Here is a 21,786-nt window from a genome sequence, read left to right on the forward strand (position 1 = left end):
GCCCCATCCTAGAGGCCGCCCGGCGGGCGGTGAAGCTGCATCTTGGGGGTTCCCGGGGACTTGACCACCAGATGCGGTGTTACCGACTCGGTCTTGCCGGGGCGGACTTTCATGCGCGGTCCGACCATGCCATATCGCCCGCTTCCGGAGGCCCCATGTCCCTGTTCCTGCGCCTGTTCTCCCCCCTCAAGGGCCGGCAGGTCGGCACCGACCGCTTCGGCAACGTGTATTACGAGACGCGCCGCGTGGTGCCGGGCTTCGCGCACACGCGCCGTTGGGTCGTCTATGCCAAGGATGCGGAGGCGACGAACGTGCCGCCCGAGTGGCATGGCTGGCTGCACCACGCGACCCCCGTGCTGGACGAGCAGAAGCGCTACCCCTGGCAGCTCGAGCACCAGCCCAACCTGACGGGCACCGCCCTCGCCTACCGTCCCAGCGGCCACGACTACGAAGGCGGGCAGCGCCGGCAGACCGCCGGCGACTACGAGGCCTGGACACCGGGCAGCTGATGCCGCCGGAGCACCGGGCGTGAAGGGGCGGAGGAGCTGGGCGGAAATCCTGGCCGGGCTGGTGATCCTTGGCGTGGCCGCGGCGTTCCTGGTCTATGCCCTGAGCCATTCCGGGCGGACCGCCGCGGGTTCGGGGCTGACCCTGACGGCGAGGTTCGACCGCATCGACGGGCTCGCTCCCGGCGCGGATGTCCGCATCGCCGGCGTGCGGGTGGGCAACGTCACCGACCAGCGCATCGACCCGAACACCTTCCTCGCCGTGCTTCGCCTGCAGGTGGACGGCGCGCTGAAGCTGCCCGACGACACCTCGGCCGAGATCACCTCCGAGGGGCTGCTGGGCGGCAAGTACGTGGCGCTGGTGCCCGGCGGCAGCGACAGGCTGCTGCCCGATGGCGGCACCATCACGATCACCCAGCCTGCGGTCAGCCTCGAGAGCCTGCTGGGCCGCTTCATCTTCTCCGTGACGGAACTGGCCTCCACCAAGGGGAACGAGCCCGCGCCCTCGCCCGCCCCGGCCCCGGCCCCCGCGCGGCCATGAGCCTCGATCCGCCGGGGACATGGCCGGGCGCCGATGGCGCGCCGGTCTCCTGCCGCGAGAAGCTGAAGATGCTGGCCGAGAACCATGCGGAGGCCGCGCAGGTGCTGCGCGACGCCTTCGAGGACGCGGTCCTGATGGGCGTGGACGACTCCGCCATGCGCCGCATCCTGCACGCGCTGGTCGATGCCTTGCCCAGCCCGAAGCCGCCCGGCGGCGGGCAGCCGTCATGAGGCGCGCCCTTCTGGTCGCCGCCCTGCTGTGGCCGCTGGCCCTGTCGGCGCCCTCGCCGGCCGGGGCACAGGAATGGGTCCCCGCGCAGACGGCGAAGCTGCAGGCGCTGGACAAGGTGACGGCCCGGGTCACGGTGCTGGAAGCGAAGGTGAACACCCCGGTGCGCTTCGGCACGCTGACCATCACCGTGCGCGCCTGCAACGCCCGCCCGCCCGACGAGGTGCCGGATGCCGCCGCCTTCATCGAGGTGACGGACAGCCTCCTGCCCCAGGGGTCACCGCCGGCGTTCCGCGGCTGGATGCTGGCCAATGCGCCCGCCGTGTCGATGCTGGAGCATCCGGTCTACGACCTCCGCATCCTGGAGTGCCGCTGACCCGTCGGCCGCGTTGACCGGGCGGGGCCGCCCCGCCACCTTGCGGCGCATGAGCCGGATGCCCACCCTCCCCCGCCGCGCGGTCCTGGCCATGGGCGCCGCGCTGGCCGTGCCGCGCCTGGGGCGGGCCCAGGCCGCGACGCCGCTGCGCTTCGTGGCGCAGACCGAGCTGACCATCCTCGACCCGCACTGGACGCCGGGGGTGGTCACCCGCAACCACGCGCTGATGGTCTTCGACACGCTCTACGGCGTGGACACCGACCTGCGCGTTCACCCGCAGATGGCGGCCGGCCACGTCGTGGAGGACGATGGCCGGCGCTGGACCATCACCCTGCGTCCCGGGCTGCGCTTCCACGACGGCGAGCCGGTGCGGGCGCGCGACGCGGTCGCCAGCATCCGCCGCTGGGGCGCGCGCGACACCTTCGGGATCGCGCTGATGGGCGTGGTGGAGGAGCTGTCGGCGCCGGACGATTCGCGCATCGTCTTCCGGCTGAAGCGCCCCTTCCCCATGCTGGCGGATGCGCTGGGCAAGCCCGGCACGATGAACTGCTTCATCATGCCCGAGCGCCTGGCGAAGACCGATCCCGGCACGCAGGTGACGGAGATGGTCGGCAGCGGCCCCTTCCGCTTCGTGGCCGAGGAGCGCGTGGTCGGCGCCCGCACCGTCTACCGGAAGTTCGAGGGCTACGTCCCGCGCGGGGACGGCACGCCCAGCCTGCTCGCCGGACCGAAGGTGGTGAATGTCGATCGGGTGGAGTGGCTCTCCATGCCCGACCCCGCCACCGCCTCGGCCGCCCTGCAACAGGGCGAGATCGACTGGTGGGAGCAGCCGCCCGCCGACCTGGCCGCCGCGCTGCGGCGCCGGCGCGACGTCCGGCTGGAGGTGCTGGAGACCACCGGCTCCCCCTGCTTCCTGCGCTTCAACCAGCTGCACCCGCCCTTCGACCGGCCGGAGATGCGCCGTGCCCTGCTGCCTGCCGTGGCGCAGGCGGATTTCATGCAGGCCGTGGCGGGCGACGACCGTTCCCTGTGGCGCACCGATCTGGGCTTCTTCCTGCCCGGCTCGCCCATGGCCAGCGATGCGGGGATGGCCGCGCTGACCGGCCCGCGCGACCTCGGCGCGGCGCGGCGGGCGTTGGAGGCGGCGGGCTACAAGGGCGAGAAGGTCGTGCTGGTGCAGCCGACCGACTACCCCTCCGTGACGGCGACCAACGAGGTGGCGGCGGACATGCTGCGCCGCTGCGGCGTGAACCTCGACCAGCAGTCGATGGATTTCGGCACCTTCATCCGCCGCATCGCCAACCAGGACCCGCCGGCCGGCGGCGGCTGGAACGTCACCTGCATCAGCACCGCGGGCGCGAGCTGGATGAACCCGGCGGCGCACAACTACCTGCGCGGCAGCGGGCGGAAGAGCATCGTCGGCTGGCCGGTGAGCGAGCGGCTGGAGGCGCTGCGCGACCGCTGGTTCGACGCGCCGGAGGCGGAGCAGGCGGCGATCGGGCGGGAGATGCAGGAGGCGGCCTTCGCCGACCTGCCCTTCATCCCGCTCGGGCTGTTCTACCAGAACACCGCCTATCGCAGCGACCTGACGGGGGTGGTGAAGGGGGCTCCGGTGTTCTGGGGCGTCCGGCGGGGGTAGATCCGGGGGGAGCGACCTCCCCCGCGCCCCCTCCCTCTTTCGGGAGTCCGCGAGGGGGTGGGGCCTGCGCACGCGCCACGCGGGCTCCGCCCGCGGGTTCGGTGCCGGCCCAAGGAAAACAATCTGGCCGTCAGCGCGCGAGGCGGCGTTGCCCGCCGGAGGTCATCGACCTCCGGCGCCGCGATGCCGGTGCAGCCTGCCGCGCGGCAGCGCCCCTCGGGTCCAGGGCTCGCAGAGTCCTGGCGGATGAGGGGTATCGGGGAGAAGGCAGGGCCTTCTCCCCGGGCCACGGGGACGAGCCTCAGTTCTTCGCCTTGTCCACCAGGGCGTTCTTCTTGATCCACGGCATCATGTCGCGCAGCTTCTCACCGACCTCCTCGATCGGGTGCTCGGCGAGGCGGCGGCGGGTGGCCTTGAAGGACGCCTGGTTGACCCGGTTCTCCAGCATCCAGTCGCGGGCGAACTTGCCCGACTGGATGTCGTCCAGCACGCGCTTCATCTCCGCCTTGGTGGCCGGGGTGATGATGCGGGGACCCGTCACGTACTCGCCGTACTCGGCCGTGTTGGAGATGGAGTAGTTCATGTTGGCGATGCCGCCCTCGTAGATGAGGTCGACGATCAGCTTCACCTCGTGCAGGCACTCGAAATACGCCATCTCGGGGGCGTAGCCGGCCTCGACCAGCGTCTCGAAGCCCGCCTTGATCAGCTCGACCAGGCCGCCGCAGAGCACGACCTGCTCGCCGAACAGGTCGGTCTCGCACTCCTCCTTGAAGGTCGTCTCGATGATGCCCGAGCGGCCGCCGCCGACGGCGGAGGCGTAGGAGAGCGCGATCTCCAGCGCGTTGCCGGACGGGTTCTGCGCCACGGCCACGAGGCAGGGCACGCCGCCGCCCTTCTGGTACTCCGAGCGCACGGTGTGGCCCGGGCCCTTCGGCGCGATCATGAAGACGTCGAGGTCGGGGCGCGGGTCGAGCAGGTTGAAGTGCACGTTCAGCCCGTGCGCGAAGGCCAGCGCCGCGCCTTCCTTCATGTTGGCGTGCAGCTGCTCGCGGTACAGGTCGCCCTGGCCCTCGTCCGGGGTCAGCACCATCACCACGTCGGCCCACTTCGCCGCCTCGGCGGGGGACATCACCTTGAAGCCGGCCGCCTCGGCCTTCTGCGCGGAGCCGCCCGGGCGCAGGCCGATCACGACCTCCTTCACGCCGGAATCGCGCATGTTCTGCGCATGGGCATGGCCCTGGCTGCCGAAGCCGATCACGGCGACCTTCTTGCCCTTGATCAGGTTCACGTCCGCATCGCGGTCGTAATACACGCGCATCCTAGCGTCCTCTCTTTGGTTCGGCGGATGGGTTCAGCCGCGCGGCGTCGGTGCCGGCGGAATGGGGGTGGCGCAAGGGGCGGCCGGCATGGCGCGCCCCTAGAGGAGACGGAACACGGCGGCGGCGAGCAGCAGCACGCCCATCGCCGTGAAGAGGGAGAACAGGCCGACCCAGACCCTCTCGTGGTCGAGCAGGCCGAGCGGGGCGCGGCCCTGGACCTCGCGCCGGACAGCCTCCTGCACCGGCAGCAGCCGGGCATGGCCGTCCTTCGCGAACTCCGCGTCGAGCATCGCCAGATAGGCGAAGGCGGTCTTGGAGAAGATGCGGTAGCGTTCGTAGTTGCGGATGGTGAAGACCAGACCGACGAGCCCCACCAGGGTCAGCGCGGCGGCGATGCCCGCCTCCAGCCGCGGCGCGGTGAGCGGCGTCGCCTCGCGGAGCTGCACGCCGAACAGCGCGACCAGCGCGGCACCGAGGGCGAGCAGCGCCGCGGAGACGCTGACCCGCAGCGTCTCCTGGTGCCGCGCGATCGCGCTGGCTTCCAGCATGATCTTGATCACCGCCTCGACATAGGCGGCGCGTCCGATCCGCTCGCCCTCGCCCTTCCGGTCGCCGCCGTCGCTCATCAGTCGCCGCTCCCCTCAGGCGGCGAGGGCCCGGGTGCCCCGCGCGATGGCGACGGCGCCGGTGCGGCTGACCTCGGCCAGGCCGAGCGGGCGCATCAGCGCGATGAAGGCGTCGATCTTGTCGGCGTTGCCGGTCATCTCGAACACCACGCTCTCCGTGGTGGCGTCCACGACCCGGGCGCGGAAGGCGTCGCCCAGGCGCAGCGCCTCCATCCGTCCCTCGCCGCGCCCCACCACCTTGATGAGCGCCAGCTCGCGCGTCAGGTGCGGCCCCTCCATGGTCAGGTCGGACAGCATGTGCACGGGCACCAGCCGGTCGAGCTGGGCCTTGATCTGCTCGATCACCATCTCCGTCCCCGTGGTGACGATGGTGATCCGCGACAGGCGCTTCTCCTCATCCACAGGGGCCACGGTCAGGCTCTCGATGTTGTAGCCGCGGCCCGAGAACAGGCCGATGACGCGGGCCAGCACGCCCGCCTCGTTCTCCACCAGCACCGCGATGGTCGCGGCGCGCTGCATCATTCCGGACATCGTCAGCGCCTCAGACCAGCACCTTGCCCTCGTCGGTGACGCCGGCGACGCCGCCCTCCTGGCCCGGGCCCAGGATCATCTCGTTATGCGCCGCCCCGGACGGGATCATCGGGAAGACGTTCTCCTTCTGGTCGACGGCGATGTCGGCGATCACCGGGCCGGGGGTCGCGATCATCTCGCGGATCACCCGGTCGAGGTCGTCCGCGCTGGTGGCGCGCAGCCCGGTGGCGTGGAAGCTCTCCGCCAGCTTCACGAAGTCCGGCAGGGCGGCGGAGTAGCTCTCGGAGTAGCGGGAGCCGTGCAGCAGCTCCTGCCACTGGCGCACCATGCCCATGTACTCGTTGTTCAGGATGAAGACCTTCACCGGCAGACGGTACTGCGCCAGCGTGCCCATCTCCTGGATGTTCATCAGGATCGACGCCTCGCCCGCGATGTCGATGCACAGCGCGTCCGGGTGGGCGATCTGCACGCCCATGGCGGCCGGCAGGCCATAGCCCATCGTCCCGAGCCCGCCCGAGGTCATCCAGCGGTTCGGCTTTTCGAAGCCGAAATACTGCGCGGCCCACATCTGGTGCTGCCCCACCTCGGTCGAGATGAAGGTCTCGCGCCCGCTCTCGCGGGTGATCTCGTACAGGCGCCGCACCGCGTGCTGCGGCTTGATGATCCTGCCTTCCTGGCGGTAGCGCAGGCACTGCTTCTCCCGCCACTGGCCGATCTGACGCCACCAGGCGGCCAGGGCCTCTCGGTCCTGCGGCCGCTCGTCCGCCTCCCAGGCGGCGAGCAGGTCGCGCAGCACGGCGCCGGCATCGCCCACGATCGGCACGTCCACCGCGACGTTCTTGTTGATCGAGGAGGGGTCGATATCGGCGTGGATCTTCTTCGCGCCGGGGCAGAAGGCATCGAGCCGCCCCGTCACCCGGTCGTCGAAGCGCGCGCCGATGTTCAGCAGCACGTCGCAGCCGTGCATGGCGAGGTTCGCCTCGTAGGTCCCGTGCATGCCCAGCATGCCCAGGAACTGCGGGTCCGAGGCGGGGAAGGCGCCCAGCCCCATCAGCGTGTTCGTCACCGGGAAGCCGGTCGCCTGGGCGAAACGGCGCAGCAGCGCGCTCGCCTCCGGCCCGGCGTTGATGACGCCGCCGCCGGTGTAGATCACCGGCCGCTTCGCGCCCTTCAGCAGCGCCACTGCCTCGGCGATGCGGGCGGCATCGGGCTCCGTGCGCGGGCGATAGGAGCGGTGGGGGGCGGTCGGCGCCTCCTCGTAGCGGCCCTTGCCGATCAGGATGTCCTTGGGCAGGTCGATCACCACCGGGCCGGGGCGGCCGGAGCGGGCGATGGTGAAGGCCTCGTGCACCGTGCGGGCCAGGTCCTCCATCCGCTTGACCAGGTAGTTGTGCTTGGTCGCGGGGCGGGTGATGCCGGTGGTGTCCGCCTCCTGGAAGGCGTCGTTGCCGATCAGGTGGGTCGGCACCTGCCCGGTCAGGCAGACGATCGGGATGGAGTCCAGCAGCGCGTCCACCAGACCCGTCACCGCGTTGGTCGCGCCGGGGCCGGAGGTGACCAGCACGCAGCCCACCTTGCCGGTGGAGCGGGCATAGCCCTCGGCCGCGTGCACGGCGGCCTGCTCGTGCCGGACGAGGATGTGGCGGATGGCGTTCTGCTGAAAGATCGCGTCGTAGATCGGAAGGACGGCGCCCCCCGGATAGCCGAAGATGACCTCTACGCCCTGGTCCTTCAGCGCGCGCAGGACGATCTCGGCGCCGGTCATGATCGCGGCGTCGGAAGCGGCGGGAAGGGTGGCGGACATGGCGGTCGTATTCCTGATCGGGCCGCGCAAGGGCGTTGCGGGAGCGGAGGTCTAGGCGCCCCGCTGCGGCGCGTCAACGCGCCCGATGAAGGAAAGCGACGATTTCGGCGTTCAGACTTTCCGAAAGTTGCTCAGGGCCCGCGTATCGCGCATGGATCGTATGCGTCACCGTCCCATCGCCGCCCAGCCGGTGGTGCCGCCACCACGTCGCCTGCCGCTTGGTGTACTGGCCCATGGCGAGGCAGGCGCGCTCCCCGGCGGCGTCCAGATCCAGGCGCCCCTCCAGCACAGCGCGCAGCTCCGGCACGCCATGGGCGCGCATCGCCGGCAGGGCGGCATCGAGCCCGCGCGATAGCAGCGTCCGCACCTCCTCCATCGCGCCCTCGCGCAGCATGGCCTGCCAGCGCGCGCGGATGGCGGCTCGCAACGCATCGCGCGGCGGGTCGAGCCGCAGGCCCAGGAACCGCCACGGCGGAGGCTCCCCTTCCGGCGGTGCTGCCTGCCAGGCGGCCAGTCCCCGGCCGGTGCTGCGCCAGACCTCCCAGGCGCGGGCGAGGCGCTGGCTGTCGGAGGGGCGCAGCCGCGCCGCCGTGCCGGGATCGGCCGCGGCCAGCCGGGCGTGCAGCGCCGCGGGGCCCTCGGCGGCGAGCAGCCCCCTCGCCTCCTCCCGTGCCTCTGCCGAGACGGGCGGCACGGGCGCCAACCCTTCCGCCAGGGCGCGGAAGTACAGCCCCGTGCCGCCGACCAGGATGGGCAGGTCCGGCGCGGCCGCCATCGCCGCCAGCGCCGCCTCCCGCCACCAGGCCACGCTCGCCGCCTCGGCCGCGTCGCGCACGCCGTAGAGCGCGTGCGGCACCCGCGCCTCCTCCGCCATGCTGGGGCGCGCGGTCAGCACCCGCAGGTCGCGGTAGACCTGCATGCTGTCGGCGTTGATCACCGTCCCGCCGAAGCGTCCGGCCAGATCCAGGGCGAGCGCGGACTTGCCGCTGGCGGTCGGCCCGGCGATCAGCAGGGCGGGGGGTAGAAGGGCGGGTGGTTGCTGCATCGCGGGAGGATCGGCATGGTCCGCCCCGCATGTCGCACGTCCTGACCCTGGTCGCAGCCCCCGGCGGGCTGGACCGCTCCCACCTCGCCACCGCCGCCGACGCCCTGCGCGCCCTGGGCGGCGAACCCGGCCGACCGGACTGGCTGGCCGAGGCCACCGCGGCGGACCTGCCCTTCACGGGGATCGCCCTGGACCAGGCCGCCGCCGCCGCGCGCCAGGCCCTGGACGCCGCCCGATCGGGGGGAGCGGGGCTGGACGCCATCGCCCAGCCCGCCGAGGGCCGGCGCAAGCGCCTCCTCATCGCGGACATGGACAGCACCATCGTCACCAGCGAGACGCTGGACGAACTGGCCGCCTATGCCGGGCTGAAGGAGCAGGTCGCCGAGATCACCCGCCGCTCCATGAACGGCGAGCTCGACTTCGCCGCCGCGCTGCGCGAGCGGGTGGCGATGCTGAAGGGCCTGTCGCTGGAGGCGCTGGCGGCCACCTGGGCGGAGGTGCGGCTCACCCCCGGCGCGGCGCCGCTGGTCCGCACCATGGTCGCGAACGGCGCGCACTGCGCCCTGGCCTCGGGCGGCTTCACCTACTTCACCGGCCGCGTGGCGGACCTCTGCGGCTTCACCTCGCACCACGCCAACGTGCTGCTCGACGACGGCACGGCCCTGACCGGCACGGTGGCGGAGCCGGTCTTCGACCGCGACGCCAAGCTCGCCACGCTCAAGCGCCTCGCCGCCGAACTGGGCCTGCCGCTGGAAGCAACGCTCGCCGTGGGCGATGGGGCGAACGACCTCGCGATGCTCGGCGCCGCCGGGCTGGGCGTGGCCTTCCGCGCCAAGCCGATCGTGGCCGCCGCCGCACGGGCGCGGGTGGACCATACCGACCTGACCACCCTGCTCTACGCCCAGGGCTACCGGGCAGCGGAGATCGTCCCGGGCTGAGCGGGTTCAGCCCAGCGCCGCGAACAGCACCATCGCGATCCCGACGACCGAGGCACCCCAGACGAGGCTGCGCAGCCACGGCACCCCGGCCGCGTAGAGCGGCAGGTAGATCACCCGGGCCCAGAGATAGACCTGCGCCCCCAGCGCGGCCGCCCCGCCTGTCCGCCCGCCGAGCTGCGCCGCCAGCAGCACGGCGACGAAGAGGGGGAAGGTCTCGAGGAAGTTGGCCTGGGCGCGTTGCAGCCGTCCGGCGACGCCCGTGGGCGGCGGCTGCGGCGTGTCGCGCGAGCCGGCCGCCCAGGCGAGGTCGTTCCGCTGCATCCGGGTCGCGCCCGCGGCAAGGAGCAGGTGCAGCAGGCCCAGGGCCGCGGCCCAGACCAGGCAGCGCAGTTCCGTGGTCATGGCGGCGATTCCCCGGCCGTGGCCCGCGGACGATGCCGGCACGCACCGGAACGGCGCAAGCCGCGGTTTCAGCCGGCGGCGGCGTCGGCGAGATGGGGTGGCTGCGAGTCCTCGGTCTCGGGCCGCCGGGCCATCACCACCTGGTTGCGGCCACCCTGCTTGGCGGCATAGAGCGCCTCGTCCGCACGCTTGATGGCCGCGGCCACGCTGGTGGCATGCTGCGGCATGGCCGCGATGCCGATGGAGACGGTGACGCGCGGCAGGATGGTGTCCGTGCCCTCGTGCAGGCCGGAGACCCGCACGCGCAGCTCCTCCATCCGCTCCCGCGCGGCGGCCGGGTCGCAGTCGGGCAGGAGCAGCAGAATCTCCTCCCCGCCATAGCGGCAGGCGACGTCGCCCTTGCGCAGCGCGCCCTGGATCAGCGAGCCCAGCGCCCGCAGAACCGCATCCCCCACGGCATGGCCGTGGCGGTCGTTCACCTGCTTGAAGTGGTCCGCATCCACCATCACCACGGAGAGGGAGGCGCCGCGCCGTTCCGTGGAGCCGGCGTAGCGCTCGGATACTTCCTCCAGGAAGCGGCGGTTGTAGAGCCCCGTCAAAGGGTCCCGCAGCGCCTGGCCGCGCAGCTTCTCGCGCAGCGACAGGTTAGCCAGCGCCATCGAGACCCCGTCCGCCAGCGCCACGGCCAGGTCGCGGTTCGGCCTCGGCCCAGGGGTCCCGGCGACGGCGCAGCCGAACTGCATGACACCGTACACCTCGCCGCGCGCGCTCATCGGCACGTCCAGCCCGGGCAGGCCGTTGGCGACGTGGTCGCAGGGCACGCCCAGCCCGGGACCATAGAGGTGCGGCCGGCCACGCTTCAGGGCCCAGCAGTCCTGGGGCGAGAAATGGTCCGGCCCGGCGAGCGTCGTCCCCTCCGGCCAGACCGCCGCCACGTCCAGCCGGTCCCGGCTGTTGTTGAAGACGTAGAGCGCGCCCGGGACCCCCGGCAGAACCTCCGGCGCGGTGTGCAGCACCACGCGGCGCAGGTCCTCCTCGTTCTGGCAGGCCTGGAGCATGTCGCTCATGCGCAGCAGGCCACCGACCTCGTCATTGCGCCGCGCGAGCTCCTCCCGGGCCGCCATCGCCGACCGGGCCCGGCGGCTGACCTGCAGCCCGGCGAAGCCCAGCGCCCCCAGCGTGACCAGCGCGCTGGCCACGACGAGCCACAGCACCCAGGCCTGGATCTCGGCCAGCGAGTCGTCGACGGCGTCCGCCTCCGCCTCGCGCAGGGCGAGATAGCCCAGCATGGCCTGCCGGACGGCCTCCGCCGCCTGCTGCGGCGCGCCGCTGCGCCCCTCCGCCAGCACGCTCTCCCGGTCGCCTTCCTGCAACCGGGCCAGGACGTCACGACGCACCGCGACGATGCGGAGCAGGCTGCCCATGATCGGCTGCGACTGCGTCCGCGCGCGCTCCGCATCGACGCGGGCGGCGATGCGCCGCGCCTCGGGGTTCTCCAGCACCGCGGCCGCCTGGTCGAAGCGGGTCAGGTAGGGCGCGCTGCCGAAGAGGAGGTAGCCGCGGAGCGCGCTCTCGCTCTCCAGCAGGGCGGCGCGCAGGTTGCGCACGTCGAGCATGTCCTGGCGCAGGCGTGCCGCCTGGAGCTGCAGGGCGACCGTTTCCCGGTGCCCCTGAAGGGAGGCGCCGGTACTCAGCAGCACCGCCAGCGCCACCGCGACGATGAGCCAGCGCGCCGTACTGGCTTCCGAGAAGAATTGCCGGACCTTCATGCACGCACAGGTAGCAAATCTGCCTGGCACGAGCCATCTTTCACTGGCCCCGTGCCGGCGCTACCTGATGTCGCCATGAACGTCATCGCCGACACCGCCGCCACCTCCCTGGACCGGGCCGCGCGGGCCGCCCGCGCCGCCGCCCGGACGCTGGCGCGGGTCCCGGGGCCGCAGCGCGACCGGGCGCTGCTGGCCGCGGCCGCGGCCCTGCGGGAGCGGAGCGCGGCGGTGCTGGCCGCCAATGCCGCCGACCTGGAGGCAGCGAGCGGGCTGACCGAGGCCTTCCGCGACCGGCTGGTGCTGACCCCCGCCCGGGTGGAGGCGATGGCGCGCGGGCTGGAGGAGATCGCCGCCCTGCCCGACCCGGTCGGCCGGGTGCTGTCGGAATGGACCCGGCCCAACGGGCTGGTGATCCGCCGCGTCGCCCAGCCCATGGGGGTGATCGGCATGATCTATGAGAGCCGCCCCAATGTCGGGGCGGACGCCGCCGGCATCTGCCTGAAGGCCGGTTCGGCGGTGATCCTGCGCGGCGGCAAGGAGAGCCTGCACAGCGCGCGGGCCATCCACGCCTGCCTGCTCGACGGGCTGCGCGCCGCCGGGCTGCCGGGGGCGGCGGTGCAGATCCCCCCCGATGCGGACCGCGCCTATGTCGGCGCCATGCTGCGCGCCTCCGGGCTGATCGACCTGATCATCCCGCGCGGCGGCAAGGGGCTGGTGACGCGGGTGCTGGAGGAGGCGCGGGTGCCCGTCCTCGCCCATGCCGAGGGGCTCTGCCACACCTACGTCCATGCCGCCGCCGACCCGGCCATGGCGCGCACCATCCTGGCCAATGCCAAGATGCGCCGCACGGGCATCTGCGGCGCGACGGAAACGCTGTTGATCGACGCCGCCATCGCGCCGTCGCTGCTGCCGCTGCTCGTCGCCGACCTGCGCGCGCTGGGCTGCGACTTCCGCGCCGATGCGCGCGCGCAGGCGATCGTGGCCGACCTGCCTGCCGCCACGGAGGCCGACTTCTCGACCGAATGGCTCGCCCCGGTGCTGAACGTCGCCGTGGTCGACGGGGTGGAATCGGCGCTCGCCCACATCGCCCGGCACGGCTCCGAGCATACGGAGGCGATCGTGACGGCCGACGAATCGGCGGCGCGGGAATTCCTCGACGGCATCGGCTCGGCGGTGGGGATGTGGAACGCCTCCACCCAGTTCTGCGACGGCGGCGAGTTCGGCTTCGGGGCGGAGATCGGCATCGCCACCGGCCGGCTGCACGCGCGCGGCCCGGTGGGCGTGGAACAGCTCTGCACCTACCGCTACCATGTGATCGGCACCGGCCAGACCCGCCCCTGAAGGGCGGGCGTGACGCGCGGGCCCCCGCGCGCATCGGGCGCGACGGGATTGGGAGAGAACCATCCGATGCGTCGCCGCCTGCTCGCCGCCACCCTGGCCGTCCCGCTCGTCCTCGCCGGGGCGGCCGCCGCCGGCGCCGCCTGTCCCGACGACGCGGCGATGCAGGCCCTCTCCCGCTCGCTGCTCGCCAGCCAGCCGGTGCAGCCGGTGCTGCCGCCGGGATCGAGCCTCGCGGACGGGCTCTGCGCCCAGGGGAAGCTGGTGCCGCTGATGAGCCCGACGCTCGGGCGCGTCGTCGGCTGGAAGGTCGGGCTGACCAACGACGCCGCGCAACGCCGCTTCGGCGTGCCGCACCCGGTCGCCGCGCCGATCTACGAATCCACGGTCGGCACCCGCTCCGGCGGCACGGTCGCCATGCCCTATGCCGCCGTGCCGACGGTGGAGGCCGATCTGGTGGTGCGCGTGCGCGACGCGGGCATCGCCGCGGCCGGCAAGGACCGGGTGGCGATCCTGCGCCACCTCGACCAGGTGATCCCCTTCATCGAGATGCCCGACCTCGCCCTGGCCGACATGAGCAAGATGGACGGGCCGAACCTGCTCGCGATCGGCGTCGGCGCGCGGCTGGGCGTGGTGGGCACACCCTTCGAGCCGCCGGCCACCGAGGAGTTCGCCGCGCGGCTGGGCAGCATGACGGTGCGCATCGCCGACGACACGAAGGAGCTGTCCTCCGCCGCCGGCACGGCGCTGCTGGGCCACCCGCTCGACGTCATCCCCTGGCTGGTGCAGGACCTCGCCGCGCGCGGCACGGCGCTGAAGCCCGGGGACCTGATCTCGCTCGGCGGCTTCTCCCCCGCCCTGCCGGCCCAGGCGGGGCGCACCTACACCGTGACCTACACGGGCTTGCTGGACGCGCCGATCCCCGTCAGCGTCACCCTGCGCTGACCACGGCGCACCGGGACCAGGACGCCACGCGCTTGTTCATCGAAAGGGGGCTGGCCAGCCCCATGCCGCCGCCCGCCTCCCTCGGCCAGGACCTCGTCCGGATCGTCGCCACGCGGAAGGTGCGGCCGCCGCTGGCCGCCCCCGGGCCGCGCGGCGACGGCCGGCGGGCGCGGATCGGGCTGCTCGGCGGCTCCTTCAACCCCGCCCATCCCGGCCATGCCCATGTCGCGCAGCAGGCGCTGCGCGCGCTGCGGCTGGACGCCGTCTGGCTGCTGGTCTCGCCGGGCAACCCGCTCAAGCCGGCGCGCGGCATGGCCCCCTTCCGCCAGCGCCTGGCCTGGGCCGAGGGCATCGCGGACGGGCGCCAGGTGGTGGCGACGGGGATCGAGGCGGCGCTGGGCTACCGCCGCACGGAGCGCACCCTGGCCCGGCTGCGCAAGCTGTTCCCCCGGGTGCGCTTCGTCTTCCTGATCGGGGCGGACAATTTGTGGCAGCTGCCGCGCTGGGGCGGCTGGCAGCGGCTGGCGCGGCATACCCCGCTCGCCGTGCTGCCCCGCCCGGACTGGACCCGGAGGGCGCTGCGCGGCCAGGCGGCCTCGGCGCTGCGGCGGCACCGGCGGCGGCCGGGGGCGCTTCTGGCCGGCGCCCCGACCGCCGGCACCGTGCTGCGGCAGCCCACCCCGCAGGCCGGCTGGACCCTGATCCCCGCCTGGGAGCATCCGGCCAGCGCCACCGCCCTGCGCGCCGCCGCGGCCCGGCGGGCGGAGGAACGGCGCCCCGGCCCCTGACCCCCGGTCCCCTGACCCTCCGGGGCCCTGAACCCCAGGTTCCAGGCCCTGGTGACGGGACCCTGCCAAAGCGCATTTGAAGGCCGCGGACGGGGTGCAGCGGGCGGGCGATGTGTTAGAGCCCGAGCACCGGCCGGACCGACCCCGACGGATCAGAGCAAGAGGAGGCGGAGATCGCCCGCACGCCCAGGCAGACGGGGGACCAGCCCGCGCCGCGTACCGCCAGGACCACCCGCAGCCCCGCGAAGCCCGCCGCCGGGGCGCCGTCGCCGCGCCAGCGCGCGGCCGCCGAGGCCGAGCCGGCGGTGAAGCCGGCGCGCGTCGCGAAGGCGCCCGCCGGCAAGGCCGCCACCCCGAAGGGCGCCGCGTCCAGGACCACGCCGAAGGCGACCGCCCCCAAGGCCGCTGCCCCGAAGACAGCCGGCGCGCGGACGGCGGCCGCCAGGGCGCCCGCGCCCAAGGCGGCCACGACGCGTGGCACCAAGGCGACGACGCCCCGGACCACGGCCAGCCGCGCCCGGGCGGCCGAGGAGGCTCCCGCCAAGCGCGCCACGCGCCCGGCCGCGGCCGCGCCGGCCGCGGAGGCGGCGGCGAAGCCGCGCCGCGCCGCCGCGAAGGCGCCCGCGGCCAAGGCCCCCGCCGCCTCCGAGGGCAGCCGCAAGCGCCAGGTCGCCGCCGGCCCCACGCCGCGCGCCCGCCGCGCCAAGCTGCCGCCGCCGCTGCTGGAGCGGATCGTCGCGGCCGCCGTCGCCTCGCTGGAGGATGACAAGGCGGAGGACGTGGTGGTGCTGGACGTCGCCACCCGCTCCTCCTTCGCCGACCGCATGGTGGTCGCCACCGGCCTCGCCGACCGCCAGATCCAGGCCATGGCGCAGCATCTGGAGGAGGCGCTGGAGAAGGAGGGCGTCCGCCGCATCCGCACCGAGGCCTCGCCCGACTGGGTGCTGCTCGATGCCGGGGACGTGGTGGTCCACCTGTTCAAGCCCGAGGCACGCTTCAACTACGCGCTGGAGCGCATGTGGGGCCCCGGCAGCCCCCCGGCCGAGGGAGCGCCCGAAAGCACCCCCGCCTCCGCCACCGAGGAGGCGGAGGAGATGGCCGAGGACGAGGCGGACGACGAGCTGTCGGAGGACTGAGCCACGGCCCGCGCCCCACTCCTCCTGGCGGTCGGGCGGGGGCGGCAGGGGCCGGAAGCGGCGCTCTTCGCCCACCACAATGCCCGGCTGCGCCCGCCCCTGACCTTGCGCGAGATCGCGGAGGGCACCGGCTCGCCCGCCGAGATCCGCCGGCGCGAGGGCGAGGCGATCCTCGCCGCCCTGCCGGCCGGGACGCTGGCCGTCGCGCTCGACCTGGGCGGCGAGGCGCCGGACAGCGAGGGGCTGGCGGCGCTGACCGCCCGCTGGGAGGCGGCGGCGCGGCCGCTGGCCTTCCTGATCGGCGGCGCGGAGGGGCTCGACCCCGCCGTGCTGGCCCGGGCGGAGCACCGCCTGTCCCTCGGCCGCCTCACCTGGCCGCACCTGCTGGTGCGCGGGCTGCTGGCCGAGGCGCTGTTCCGGGCGCAGTGCATCCGCGCCAACCACCCCTACCACCGGGCCTGGCGCCCGGGCTGACAGACCCATGACACAGGCCGACGACGAGGACGACGCGCACGACACCCCCGCCGGGATGCCGCCGGGGACGCCCTTCTACATGACGCCCGCGGGCCATGCCCGGCTGCGCGAGGAGCTGCGCGCGCTGTGGGACGAGGAGCGGCCGAAGGTGGTCGAGATCGTCTCCTGGGCCGCCGCGCTGGGCGACCGCAGCGAGAACGCCGACTACCAGTACGGCAAGCGCCGCCTGCGCGAGATCGACCGCCGCGTCCGCTTCCTGCGCAAGCGGCTGGAGCAGGCGCAGGTGGTCGACCCGGCGGCGCAGCCGAGGCGCGACCAGGTCTTCTTCGGCGCCACCGTCACCTATGCGCGCGAGGACGACAGCGAGGTGACGGTGACCATCACCGGCGTGGACGAGACGGACCTGCAGCAGGGCCGGATCAGCTGGGTCTCGCCGGTCGCGCGCACGCTGCTGGGCAAGCGCGTGGGCGACACCGCGCGGCTGCGCACGCCGCAGGGGATCGAGGAGATCGAGCTGGTGGCGATCCGCTACCCGGACGCCTGACGCCACGGCCCCTTGCCCGCTCCCCGGGCCGGCGTGGCAGGCTGGGGGCCACGTCCCTCCTGCTGCTCGCCGCGCTGGCCTGGATCGCCCTCCATCCCAGCGTCGCCGGCACGCGCCTGCGCGGCCTGATCGTGGCCCGCACCGGGGAGGCCGGCGTCCGGATCGGCGTCTCCCTTGCCTCCTTCCTCGGCATCGCGCTGCTGGCCCTCGCCTGGTGCCATGCGGGAACCGCGCTGCTCTGGGTCGCCCCGGCCTGGCTGCGCTGGGGGCTGGTGGCGTGGCGCGAGCCGGTCTGGCCGGCGCTGGTCGGGCTGCTGGCCCGGGCGGCGCTGCTGCACGCGCACCGCCCGATCTTCGGGGTCTCGCCCCTGCCCGGCTGACGGACGCGCCGCCGCCTCACCCGGCCCGGCGCGCCGCGACCTGCGGCGCCACGGCGCACAGCAGCTCGAACAGCATCGTCGCCCCGGCCAGGGCGGTGATGCCGCCGAGGTCGAAGGGCGGCGAGACCTCGACCACGTCCGCGCCGGCGATCCGGACGTTGTGCAGTCCGCGCAGCATCGCCTGCGCCTCGCGCGTGGTGAAGCCGCCGATCTCCGGGGTGCCGGTACCGGGCGCGAAGGCGGGGTCGAGGCAGTCGATGTCGAAGGACACGTAGGTCCGCCCCTGCCCCACGACGGCCCGCGCCTCCTCCATCACGGAATCCGGGCCCCGCCGCGCGCATTCCTCCATGTAGAGGATGCGGACGCCCTGCTCCTTGGCCCAGCCATGCTCGCCGGGATCATAGACGGAGCCCCGGATGCCGATCTGCACCACCCGCCGCGGGTCCAGCACCCCCTCCTCGATGGCGCGGCGGAAGGGCGTGCCGTGGGTCAGGCGGTTGTCGCCGAAATAGCGGTCGTTGGTGTCGGAATGGGCGTCGAAATGGATCATCCCCACCGGCTCCTCCCGCCCCAGGGCGCGCAGCGGCGCCAGGGTCGTGAGGTGGTCGCCCCCGGCGAGAAGCGGGACGGCGCCGGCCGCGGCCACGCCCGCCACCGCAGCCTCGATGGCCCGCAGCGTGTCCCGGATGTCGAAGGGGTTGACCGTCACGTCCCCCAGATCGGCGACGCGCGCGAGGTCGTAGGGCTGCACCCCGGTCACGTGATGCGCCCGGCGCATCAGGGCGGACTGCTCGCGCAGCGCCCGTGGGCCATGGCGGGCACCGGCGCGGTTGGTGGTGCCCGCATCCCAGGGCACGCCGAGGAAGGCGATGTCCAGCCCCGCGGCCGCGGCGGCCACGGGCAGGCGCATGAAGGTGGCGATCCCGGCAAAGCGCGGCACGAGCGCGGCATCGACGGGCTGGGGATGGGCTGCGTTCATCGCCGCAGTATCGCCCTGCCGCCGCCGCGCTGGAATGGCGGCCGCGCAGCCCGCCCGGGCTCGCGCCGCCCGCGGCATCAGCCGGGCACGCAACGCATCGTATCGGTATGCCCGCGCGCCAGGGTCGGCTTCGTCCCCTCCGGGCAGGCGAGTTGGCCGCCCTGGGCGGGCGGCAGGCCGAGATACCAGCCGGCCGCATCCTCGGTGCCGCCACCCCCGCCCCCGCCCCGGCCGCCACGCCCGTCACAGCGCCCGGGCTTGCCACGCACGGGCATGCCGCCGTTCGGGCAGAGCCAGCGCCGCAGGGCCTCGAGCTGTGCCGGCGGCAGGGCCGGGCGGGTCAGGGCACGGCGTGGCCGGGGCTCGGCGGCCGCGGCCTCGCCCGGACCCGCCAGCGGCGGCACCAGGGAAAGGCCCAGCAGCAAAGCCAGGACCAGGCCGCGGCGGATGCGGGCCTCAGCGCCCCGTCCGGCCGTTGCCCTGCCTCGCGCCGCCGGAACGCCGCACCAGCCCCTCGCAGCGATTGTCATCCCCCACTCCGAACTGGATGGTGGGCAGCAGCGCAAGGGGGGCGGCGAGGAAGCCCAGTCCGCTCGCGATGCCGCCCCGCGCGACCAGCTCCCCTACCTCGGGCATGACGCTGGGATTGCGAAAGGTGCCCTCGATCAGGATGGGCGCCGGGAGCTGCCCGATGGTGAAGCCCTTCGAATCGCTCTGCAGGCGCATGTTCAGTCGCTCGCGGCCCATGTCGATGGTCCCGGTGCCCTGCACCAGCACGTCGTCCGTATCCAGCAGCAGCGTGCGGGTGGAGAGCACGCCACGGCGCAGCGCGAAGTCGCCGAGGAAGCATTCCACCTGGGTGCGGTCCGGCAGCTTCAGCAGGGAGAGCAGCGCATTGGCGAGGCGTAGCCCGGACAGGTCCACCAGCAGGGCGCTGAGGTTGCCGCCCCCCGCCATGGTCAGGGTCAGGCTGCCGTTGCCGCTGCCCAGGATCGCCGCCAGCGACTTGCCGCTGCCCTCGATCACGGCACGGCCGCCCAGCACGCCCGCGCCCTCGAAGGCGCCGGTGGCCTGCATCAGCCGCGACACGTCCAGGCGCTGGAACTGCACGTCCGCCCGGGCACGGAGCGCGCCGTCCTCGCCGGGCACCAGGCTGATGTTGCCGGCGATCTGGCCGCGCCCGACGCCGAGGGTCAGCGGCTTCAGCGTCACGGCGCCGTTCTCGATCTCCATCTCCGCGCCCATGGTGTCGAAGGGCATGTTGCGGCCGATGATGCTGTCGGCGCGGTACTTCAGGTGGACGTTCGCCGCCTCCAGCTTGGGGAGGTTCAGCGGCTCGTCGGGCAGCAGGCGGGAACTCGCCTCGGCGCGCGCCACCTCCCGCCGCTGCTGCGGCGTCTGGCCGGGGGTGGACACGCGGCCCGGCTCCTCGCCGATGAAGCCGCCCAGGTCGGCCAGGTCGACGCGGCGGGACCGCAGATCGGCGGTGACGTCGGGCTTGCCGGCCCCGGTCGTGACGGTGATCGTCCCGTTCAGATCGCTGCGCCCCATGCGCCCGCCGAAATCTCGGAAGCGCACCCGGCCCGCCACGTAGTCCAGCTGGCCTTCCACCTGGTAGTTCGGGGTCTTCGGCAGGGGGATGCCGGTCAGCGGCTGCAGCAGCGCCATGTCCGGCCCGGACAGGCGCAGCTTCAGGTCGGCCCCCTGGAACGCCAGCGGGTTCTGCAGCGTGCCCGCCAGGGCCACGCGGGTCGGGCCGTTGGCCAGCTCCATCTCCACCGGCCAGGGCTTCGTCGCATCCTGCAGCGCCAGCACCGCGCCGCCCAGCAGGCGGCCGGTGATCGGCTGGCCGCCATAGGTGCCGCGCGCCTCGACGGCGATCTTCGGCTCCGGCCCCGCCTCGTCGCGCGTGGCGACCGCCAGCTGGAAGTCGGCCCCGAGCGTGGGCACGACCACATGCGCCTGGCCCTCGATCACCCGCAACAGGTCGATGCGCGGCGCGGCCGCAGCGGTGGCCTGCGCCCCGTCCGGGTCCGACTCGCCCGCCGGCTCGCCGAAGGGGAAGGTGTAGTTGTTGCTGCCATCCTCCCGCGCCAGCGCCTCGACCTGCGGGCGCTCCGCCTCGATCAGGGGGATCGCGACGCGACGGCTGCGCCAGTACTCCATCACGTCCAGCCGCAGCGTCAGGCGGGGGATGCGCGCGAAGGGAGGGTCCGGCGGGAAGCCGGGCGGATTGTCCACCTGCACGTCGCCGAAGGTGACCTCTGTAACGCGGCCAAGCCGGACCTGCATCCGGGCCACGTGCACCGGCCGCCCCAGCGCGGCGGAGGCCTGCGATTCGACCAGGGGAATGAACCAGCTCCAGGAGAAGAGGAGGACGGCCAGGAGCAGCACCGCCACGGGTCCGCCCACCCAGATCAGCCAACGCGGGATGCGCCGGGGCATGGAACCCTCCTGACAGCTGCCGTCCTCGCGGCCCCGGAGCGGGCCAGTCCTTAGCAACGGCCCGGGCGCCGAGGGGTTGACGCGGCATGGCGGCCGGCGACCCGGTCGTGCGGCGCGCCGCACACAAGGAGTTGCGATGGCACCGGCACGGCGGGCCGCTAAGCGGAGCGCGTGCGTCCCGTCCTGCTCCCGCTCCTCCTCCTGTTCCTGCTTGCGGCCTGCGCCACGGCGCCCCCCCTTCCGCAGAGTTCCGAGAGCCATTCCCTCGACCCGGCCAGGGAACGGGTGGTCCGGGCCGCGCTGACCGAGTGGGAGGCCTGGGGCCGCCCGGTGCAGATCGGCTGGGCCCTGACCCTGGAGGATGGCGAGCCGTCGCCGGAGAACTTCCCGCGGATCCTGGAATACTGGCAGGCGGTGAACGAAGGCCGTGGGGTGGTGCGCCAGCTCCGCGCCCTGCACGACCAGATGACCCTGGCCCTGGCGGAAGGCGGGCAGGACCCCTTGCCGCAGCCCTCCATCTCGCTCTTCGCCTATCCCGCCTGGTCGGCCGCCTTCGTCAGCCACGTCATGCGGCAGGCGGGGCTCGGCGAATCGGACTTCCCGGCGTCCTCCGCCCACGCCCGGTACATCGATTCGCTGCTGGCCCGCGCCGCGGTGGACCCGGACTGGGCCAGCTTCCGGCCCGAGGACCCGCTGGCCAGCCTGGCGCAGCCGGGGGACCTGCTCTGCGCCGACCGCTCCTCCCTGCCCCTGCTGCACTGGACGGAGCGCCTGGCGGAAGCGGGCCGGTTCCGGCCGATGCATTGCGACGTGGTGGTCACGGTACGGCCCGGCCTGGTGGAAGCCGTGGGCGGCAATGTCCGGGACTCTGTCACCCTCCGCCGCTTTCCGGCCGACGAGCAGGGGCGCGTCCTGCAGGCGCCCTATGGCGAGCCGCAGTTCTTCCTGCTGCTGGAGAACCGGATCGGCACGCGCGGCCGGGCCACGCCGCAGGGCTGAGGCCGCCGGCGTCGGGTCCGGGGCGCCGCCGCGG

Annotated in this window: 24 protein-coding genes; 14 read left to right on the top strand and 10 right to left on the bottom strand. The window is 73.9% G+C overall.

Annotated elements, in window-relative coordinates; translation table 11 throughout:
- The first annotated feature begins 155 nt into the window (after window positions 1-155).
- The 5 genes from LPC08_RS11490 to LPC08_RS11515 are packed head-to-tail and all read left to right on the top strand — an operon-like array spanning window position 156 to window position 3,290.
- Window positions 156-509, top strand: coding sequence for an NADH:ubiquinone oxidoreductase subunit NDUFA12 (locus LPC08_RS11490; protein ID WP_230452804.1), 354 nt, complete (start codon window positions 156-158; stop codon window positions 507-509).
- Window positions 510-528: 19 nt separating this feature from the next.
- Window positions 529-1,047, top strand: coding sequence for an outer membrane lipid asymmetry maintenance protein MlaD (gene mlaD, locus LPC08_RS11495; protein WP_230452805.1), 519 nt, complete (start codon window positions 529-531; stop codon window positions 1,045-1,047).
- A complete protein-coding gene (locus LPC08_RS11500; protein WP_230452806.1) occupies window positions 1,044-1,277 on the top strand; it encodes a hypothetical protein in 234 nt (77 codons plus the stop codon). The genes mlaD and LPC08_RS11500 overlap by 4 nt, the downstream gene beginning before the upstream one ends.
- A complete protein-coding gene (locus LPC08_RS26230; RefSeq protein ID WP_304622085.1) occupies window positions 1,274-1,651 on the top strand; it encodes a DUF2155 domain-containing protein in 378 nt (125 codons plus the stop codon). The genes LPC08_RS11500 and LPC08_RS26230 overlap by 4 nt, the downstream gene beginning before the upstream one ends.
- Before the next feature lie 49 nt (window positions 1,652-1,700).
- The gene (locus LPC08_RS11515) at window positions 1,701-3,290 is read left to right on the top strand and encodes an ABC transporter substrate-binding protein (RefSeq protein ID WP_441295836.1); all 1,590 of its coding nucleotides are present in this window, start codon (window positions 1,701-1,703) and stop codon (window positions 3,288-3,290) included.
- 301 nt (window positions 3,291-3,591) lie between these two features.
- Here the strand turns inward: LPC08_RS11515 and ilvC are convergent, their stop codons facing one another.
- From ilvC to miaA, 5 genes are all read right to left on the bottom strand, one after another.
- Window positions 3,592-4,608 carry a ketol-acid reductoisomerase gene (ilvC, locus tag LPC08_RS11520; protein WP_230452808.1) on the bottom strand — a complete coding sequence of 339 codons (1,017 nt, stop codon included), beginning with the start codon at window positions 4,606-4,608 and terminating at the stop codon, window positions 3,592-3,594.
- 99 nt (window positions 4,609-4,707) lie between these two features.
- A complete protein-coding gene (locus LPC08_RS11525) occupies window positions 4,708-5,235 on the bottom strand; it encodes a hypothetical protein (protein ID WP_230452809.1) in 528 nt (175 codons plus the stop codon).
- A 15-nt stretch (window positions 5,236-5,250) separates the two neighbouring features.
- The gene (gene ilvN / locus LPC08_RS11530; protein ID WP_230452810.1) at window positions 5,251-5,766 is read right to left on the bottom strand and encodes an acetolactate synthase small subunit; all 516 of its coding nucleotides are present in this window, start codon (window positions 5,764-5,766) and stop codon (window positions 5,251-5,253) included.
- 10 nt (window positions 5,767-5,776) lie between these two features.
- Window positions 5,777-7,570 carry an acetolactate synthase 3 large subunit gene (locus tag LPC08_RS11535; RefSeq protein ID WP_230452811.1) on the bottom strand — a complete coding sequence of 598 codons (1,794 nt, stop codon included), beginning with the start codon at window positions 7,568-7,570 and terminating at the stop codon, window positions 5,777-5,779.
- 73 nt (window positions 7,571-7,643) lie between these two features.
- Window positions 7,644-8,615, bottom strand: coding sequence for a tRNA (adenosine(37)-N6)-dimethylallyltransferase MiaA (miaA, locus tag LPC08_RS11540; protein WP_230452812.1), 972 nt, complete (start codon window positions 8,613-8,615; stop codon window positions 7,644-7,646).
- A gap of 29 nt (window positions 8,616-8,644) precedes the next feature.
- On the opposite strand from miaA, the gene serB reads away from it, so the two are divergent.
- Complete coding sequence (serB, locus tag LPC08_RS11545; RefSeq protein ID WP_230452813.1) at window positions 8,645-9,553, top strand: phosphoserine phosphatase SerB; 909 nt, start codon at window positions 8,645-8,647, stop codon at window positions 9,551-9,553.
- A 6-nt stretch (window positions 9,554-9,559) separates the two neighbouring features.
- Here the strand turns inward: serB and LPC08_RS11550 are convergent, their stop codons facing one another.
- Together LPC08_RS11550 and LPC08_RS11555 are read right to left on the bottom strand one after the other, a co-directional pair.
- Complete coding sequence (locus tag LPC08_RS11550) at window positions 9,560-9,955, bottom strand: MAPEG family protein (RefSeq protein ID WP_230452814.1); 396 nt, start codon at window positions 9,953-9,955, stop codon at window positions 9,560-9,562.
- Between the two features lie 68 nt (window positions 9,956-10,023).
- Window positions 10,024-11,724, bottom strand: a complete 1,701-nt coding sequence (locus LPC08_RS11555; RefSeq protein WP_230452815.1) for a sensor domain-containing diguanylate cyclase — start codon at window positions 11,722-11,724, stop codon at window positions 10,024-10,026.
- A 75-nt stretch (window positions 11,725-11,799) separates the two neighbouring features.
- Here LPC08_RS11555 and LPC08_RS11560 point away from each other — a divergent pair, with 75 nt between their 5' ends.
- From LPC08_RS11560 to LPC08_RS11590, 7 genes are all read left to right on the top strand, one after another.
- Window positions 11,800-13,065 (top strand): glutamate-5-semialdehyde dehydrogenase, encoded by a 1,266-nt coding sequence (locus LPC08_RS11560; RefSeq protein ID WP_230452816.1) that lies wholly within the window; start codon window positions 11,800-11,802, stop codon window positions 13,063-13,065.
- A 66-nt stretch (window positions 13,066-13,131) separates the two neighbouring features.
- On the top strand, window positions 13,132-14,007 hold the full coding sequence (locus LPC08_RS11565; RefSeq protein WP_230452817.1) for a 2-keto-4-pentenoate hydratase: 876 nt from the start codon (window positions 13,132-13,134) through the stop codon (window positions 14,005-14,007).
- Between the two features lie 32 nt (window positions 14,008-14,039).
- A complete protein-coding gene (locus tag LPC08_RS11570; RefSeq protein WP_370643335.1) occupies window positions 14,040-14,795 on the top strand; it encodes a nicotinate-nucleotide adenylyltransferase in 756 nt (251 codons plus the stop codon).
- A 707-nt stretch (window positions 14,796-15,502) separates the two neighbouring features.
- A complete protein-coding gene (rsfS, locus tag LPC08_RS11575) occupies window positions 15,503-15,931 on the top strand; it encodes a ribosome silencing factor (RefSeq protein WP_230453062.1) in 429 nt (142 codons plus the stop codon).
- A gap of 24 nt (window positions 15,932-15,955) precedes the next feature.
- Complete coding sequence (locus LPC08_RS11580) at window positions 15,956-16,405, top strand: 23S rRNA (pseudouridine(1915)-N(3))-methyltransferase RlmH (protein ID WP_230453063.1); 450 nt, start codon at window positions 15,956-15,958, stop codon at window positions 16,403-16,405.
- Window positions 16,406-16,412: 7 nt separating this feature from the next.
- Window positions 16,413-16,949, top strand: coding sequence for a transcription elongation factor GreB (greB, locus tag LPC08_RS11585; RefSeq protein ID WP_230452818.1), 537 nt, complete (start codon window positions 16,413-16,415; stop codon window positions 16,947-16,949).
- Window positions 16,950-17,011: 62 nt separating this feature from the next.
- Window positions 17,012-17,329 carry an NnrU family protein gene (locus LPC08_RS11590; RefSeq protein ID WP_255702345.1) on the top strand — a complete coding sequence of 106 codons (318 nt, stop codon included), beginning with the start codon at window positions 17,012-17,014 and terminating at the stop codon, window positions 17,327-17,329.
- A 16-nt stretch (window positions 17,330-17,345) separates the two neighbouring features.
- Here LPC08_RS11590 and speB read toward each other — a convergent pair whose 3' ends face one another.
- The 3 genes from speB to LPC08_RS11605 all read right to left on the bottom strand — a co-directional run bounded on the left by speB (window position 17,346) and on the right by LPC08_RS11605 (window position 20,753).
- A complete protein-coding gene (gene speB, locus LPC08_RS11595) occupies window positions 17,346-18,308 on the bottom strand; it encodes an agmatinase (RefSeq protein WP_230452819.1) in 963 nt (320 codons plus the stop codon).
- Window positions 18,309-18,385: 77 nt separating this feature from the next.
- Window positions 18,386-18,733 carry a hypothetical protein gene (locus tag LPC08_RS11600; RefSeq protein ID WP_230452820.1) on the bottom strand — a complete coding sequence of 116 codons (348 nt, stop codon included), beginning with the start codon at window positions 18,731-18,733 and terminating at the stop codon, window positions 18,386-18,388.
- A 31-nt stretch (window positions 18,734-18,764) separates the two neighbouring features.
- Window positions 18,765-20,753, bottom strand: coding sequence for an AsmA family protein (locus LPC08_RS11605; RefSeq protein ID WP_230452821.1), 1,989 nt, complete (start codon window positions 20,751-20,753; stop codon window positions 18,765-18,767).
- A 171-nt stretch (window positions 20,754-20,924) separates the two neighbouring features.
- Between LPC08_RS11605 and LPC08_RS11610 the strand changes: the two genes are divergently transcribed.
- Window positions 20,925-21,752, top strand: a complete 828-nt coding sequence (locus LPC08_RS11610) for a DUF2272 domain-containing protein (protein WP_230452822.1) — start codon at window positions 20,925-20,927, stop codon at window positions 21,750-21,752.
- Window positions 21,753-21,786: the final 34 nt, after the last annotated feature.

It is taken from the genome of Roseomonas sp. OT10 (genome assembly GCF_020991085.1).
GTDB classification, from domain to species: domain Bacteria; phylum Pseudomonadota; class Alphaproteobacteria; order Acetobacterales; family Acetobacteraceae; genus Roseomonas; species Roseomonas cutis.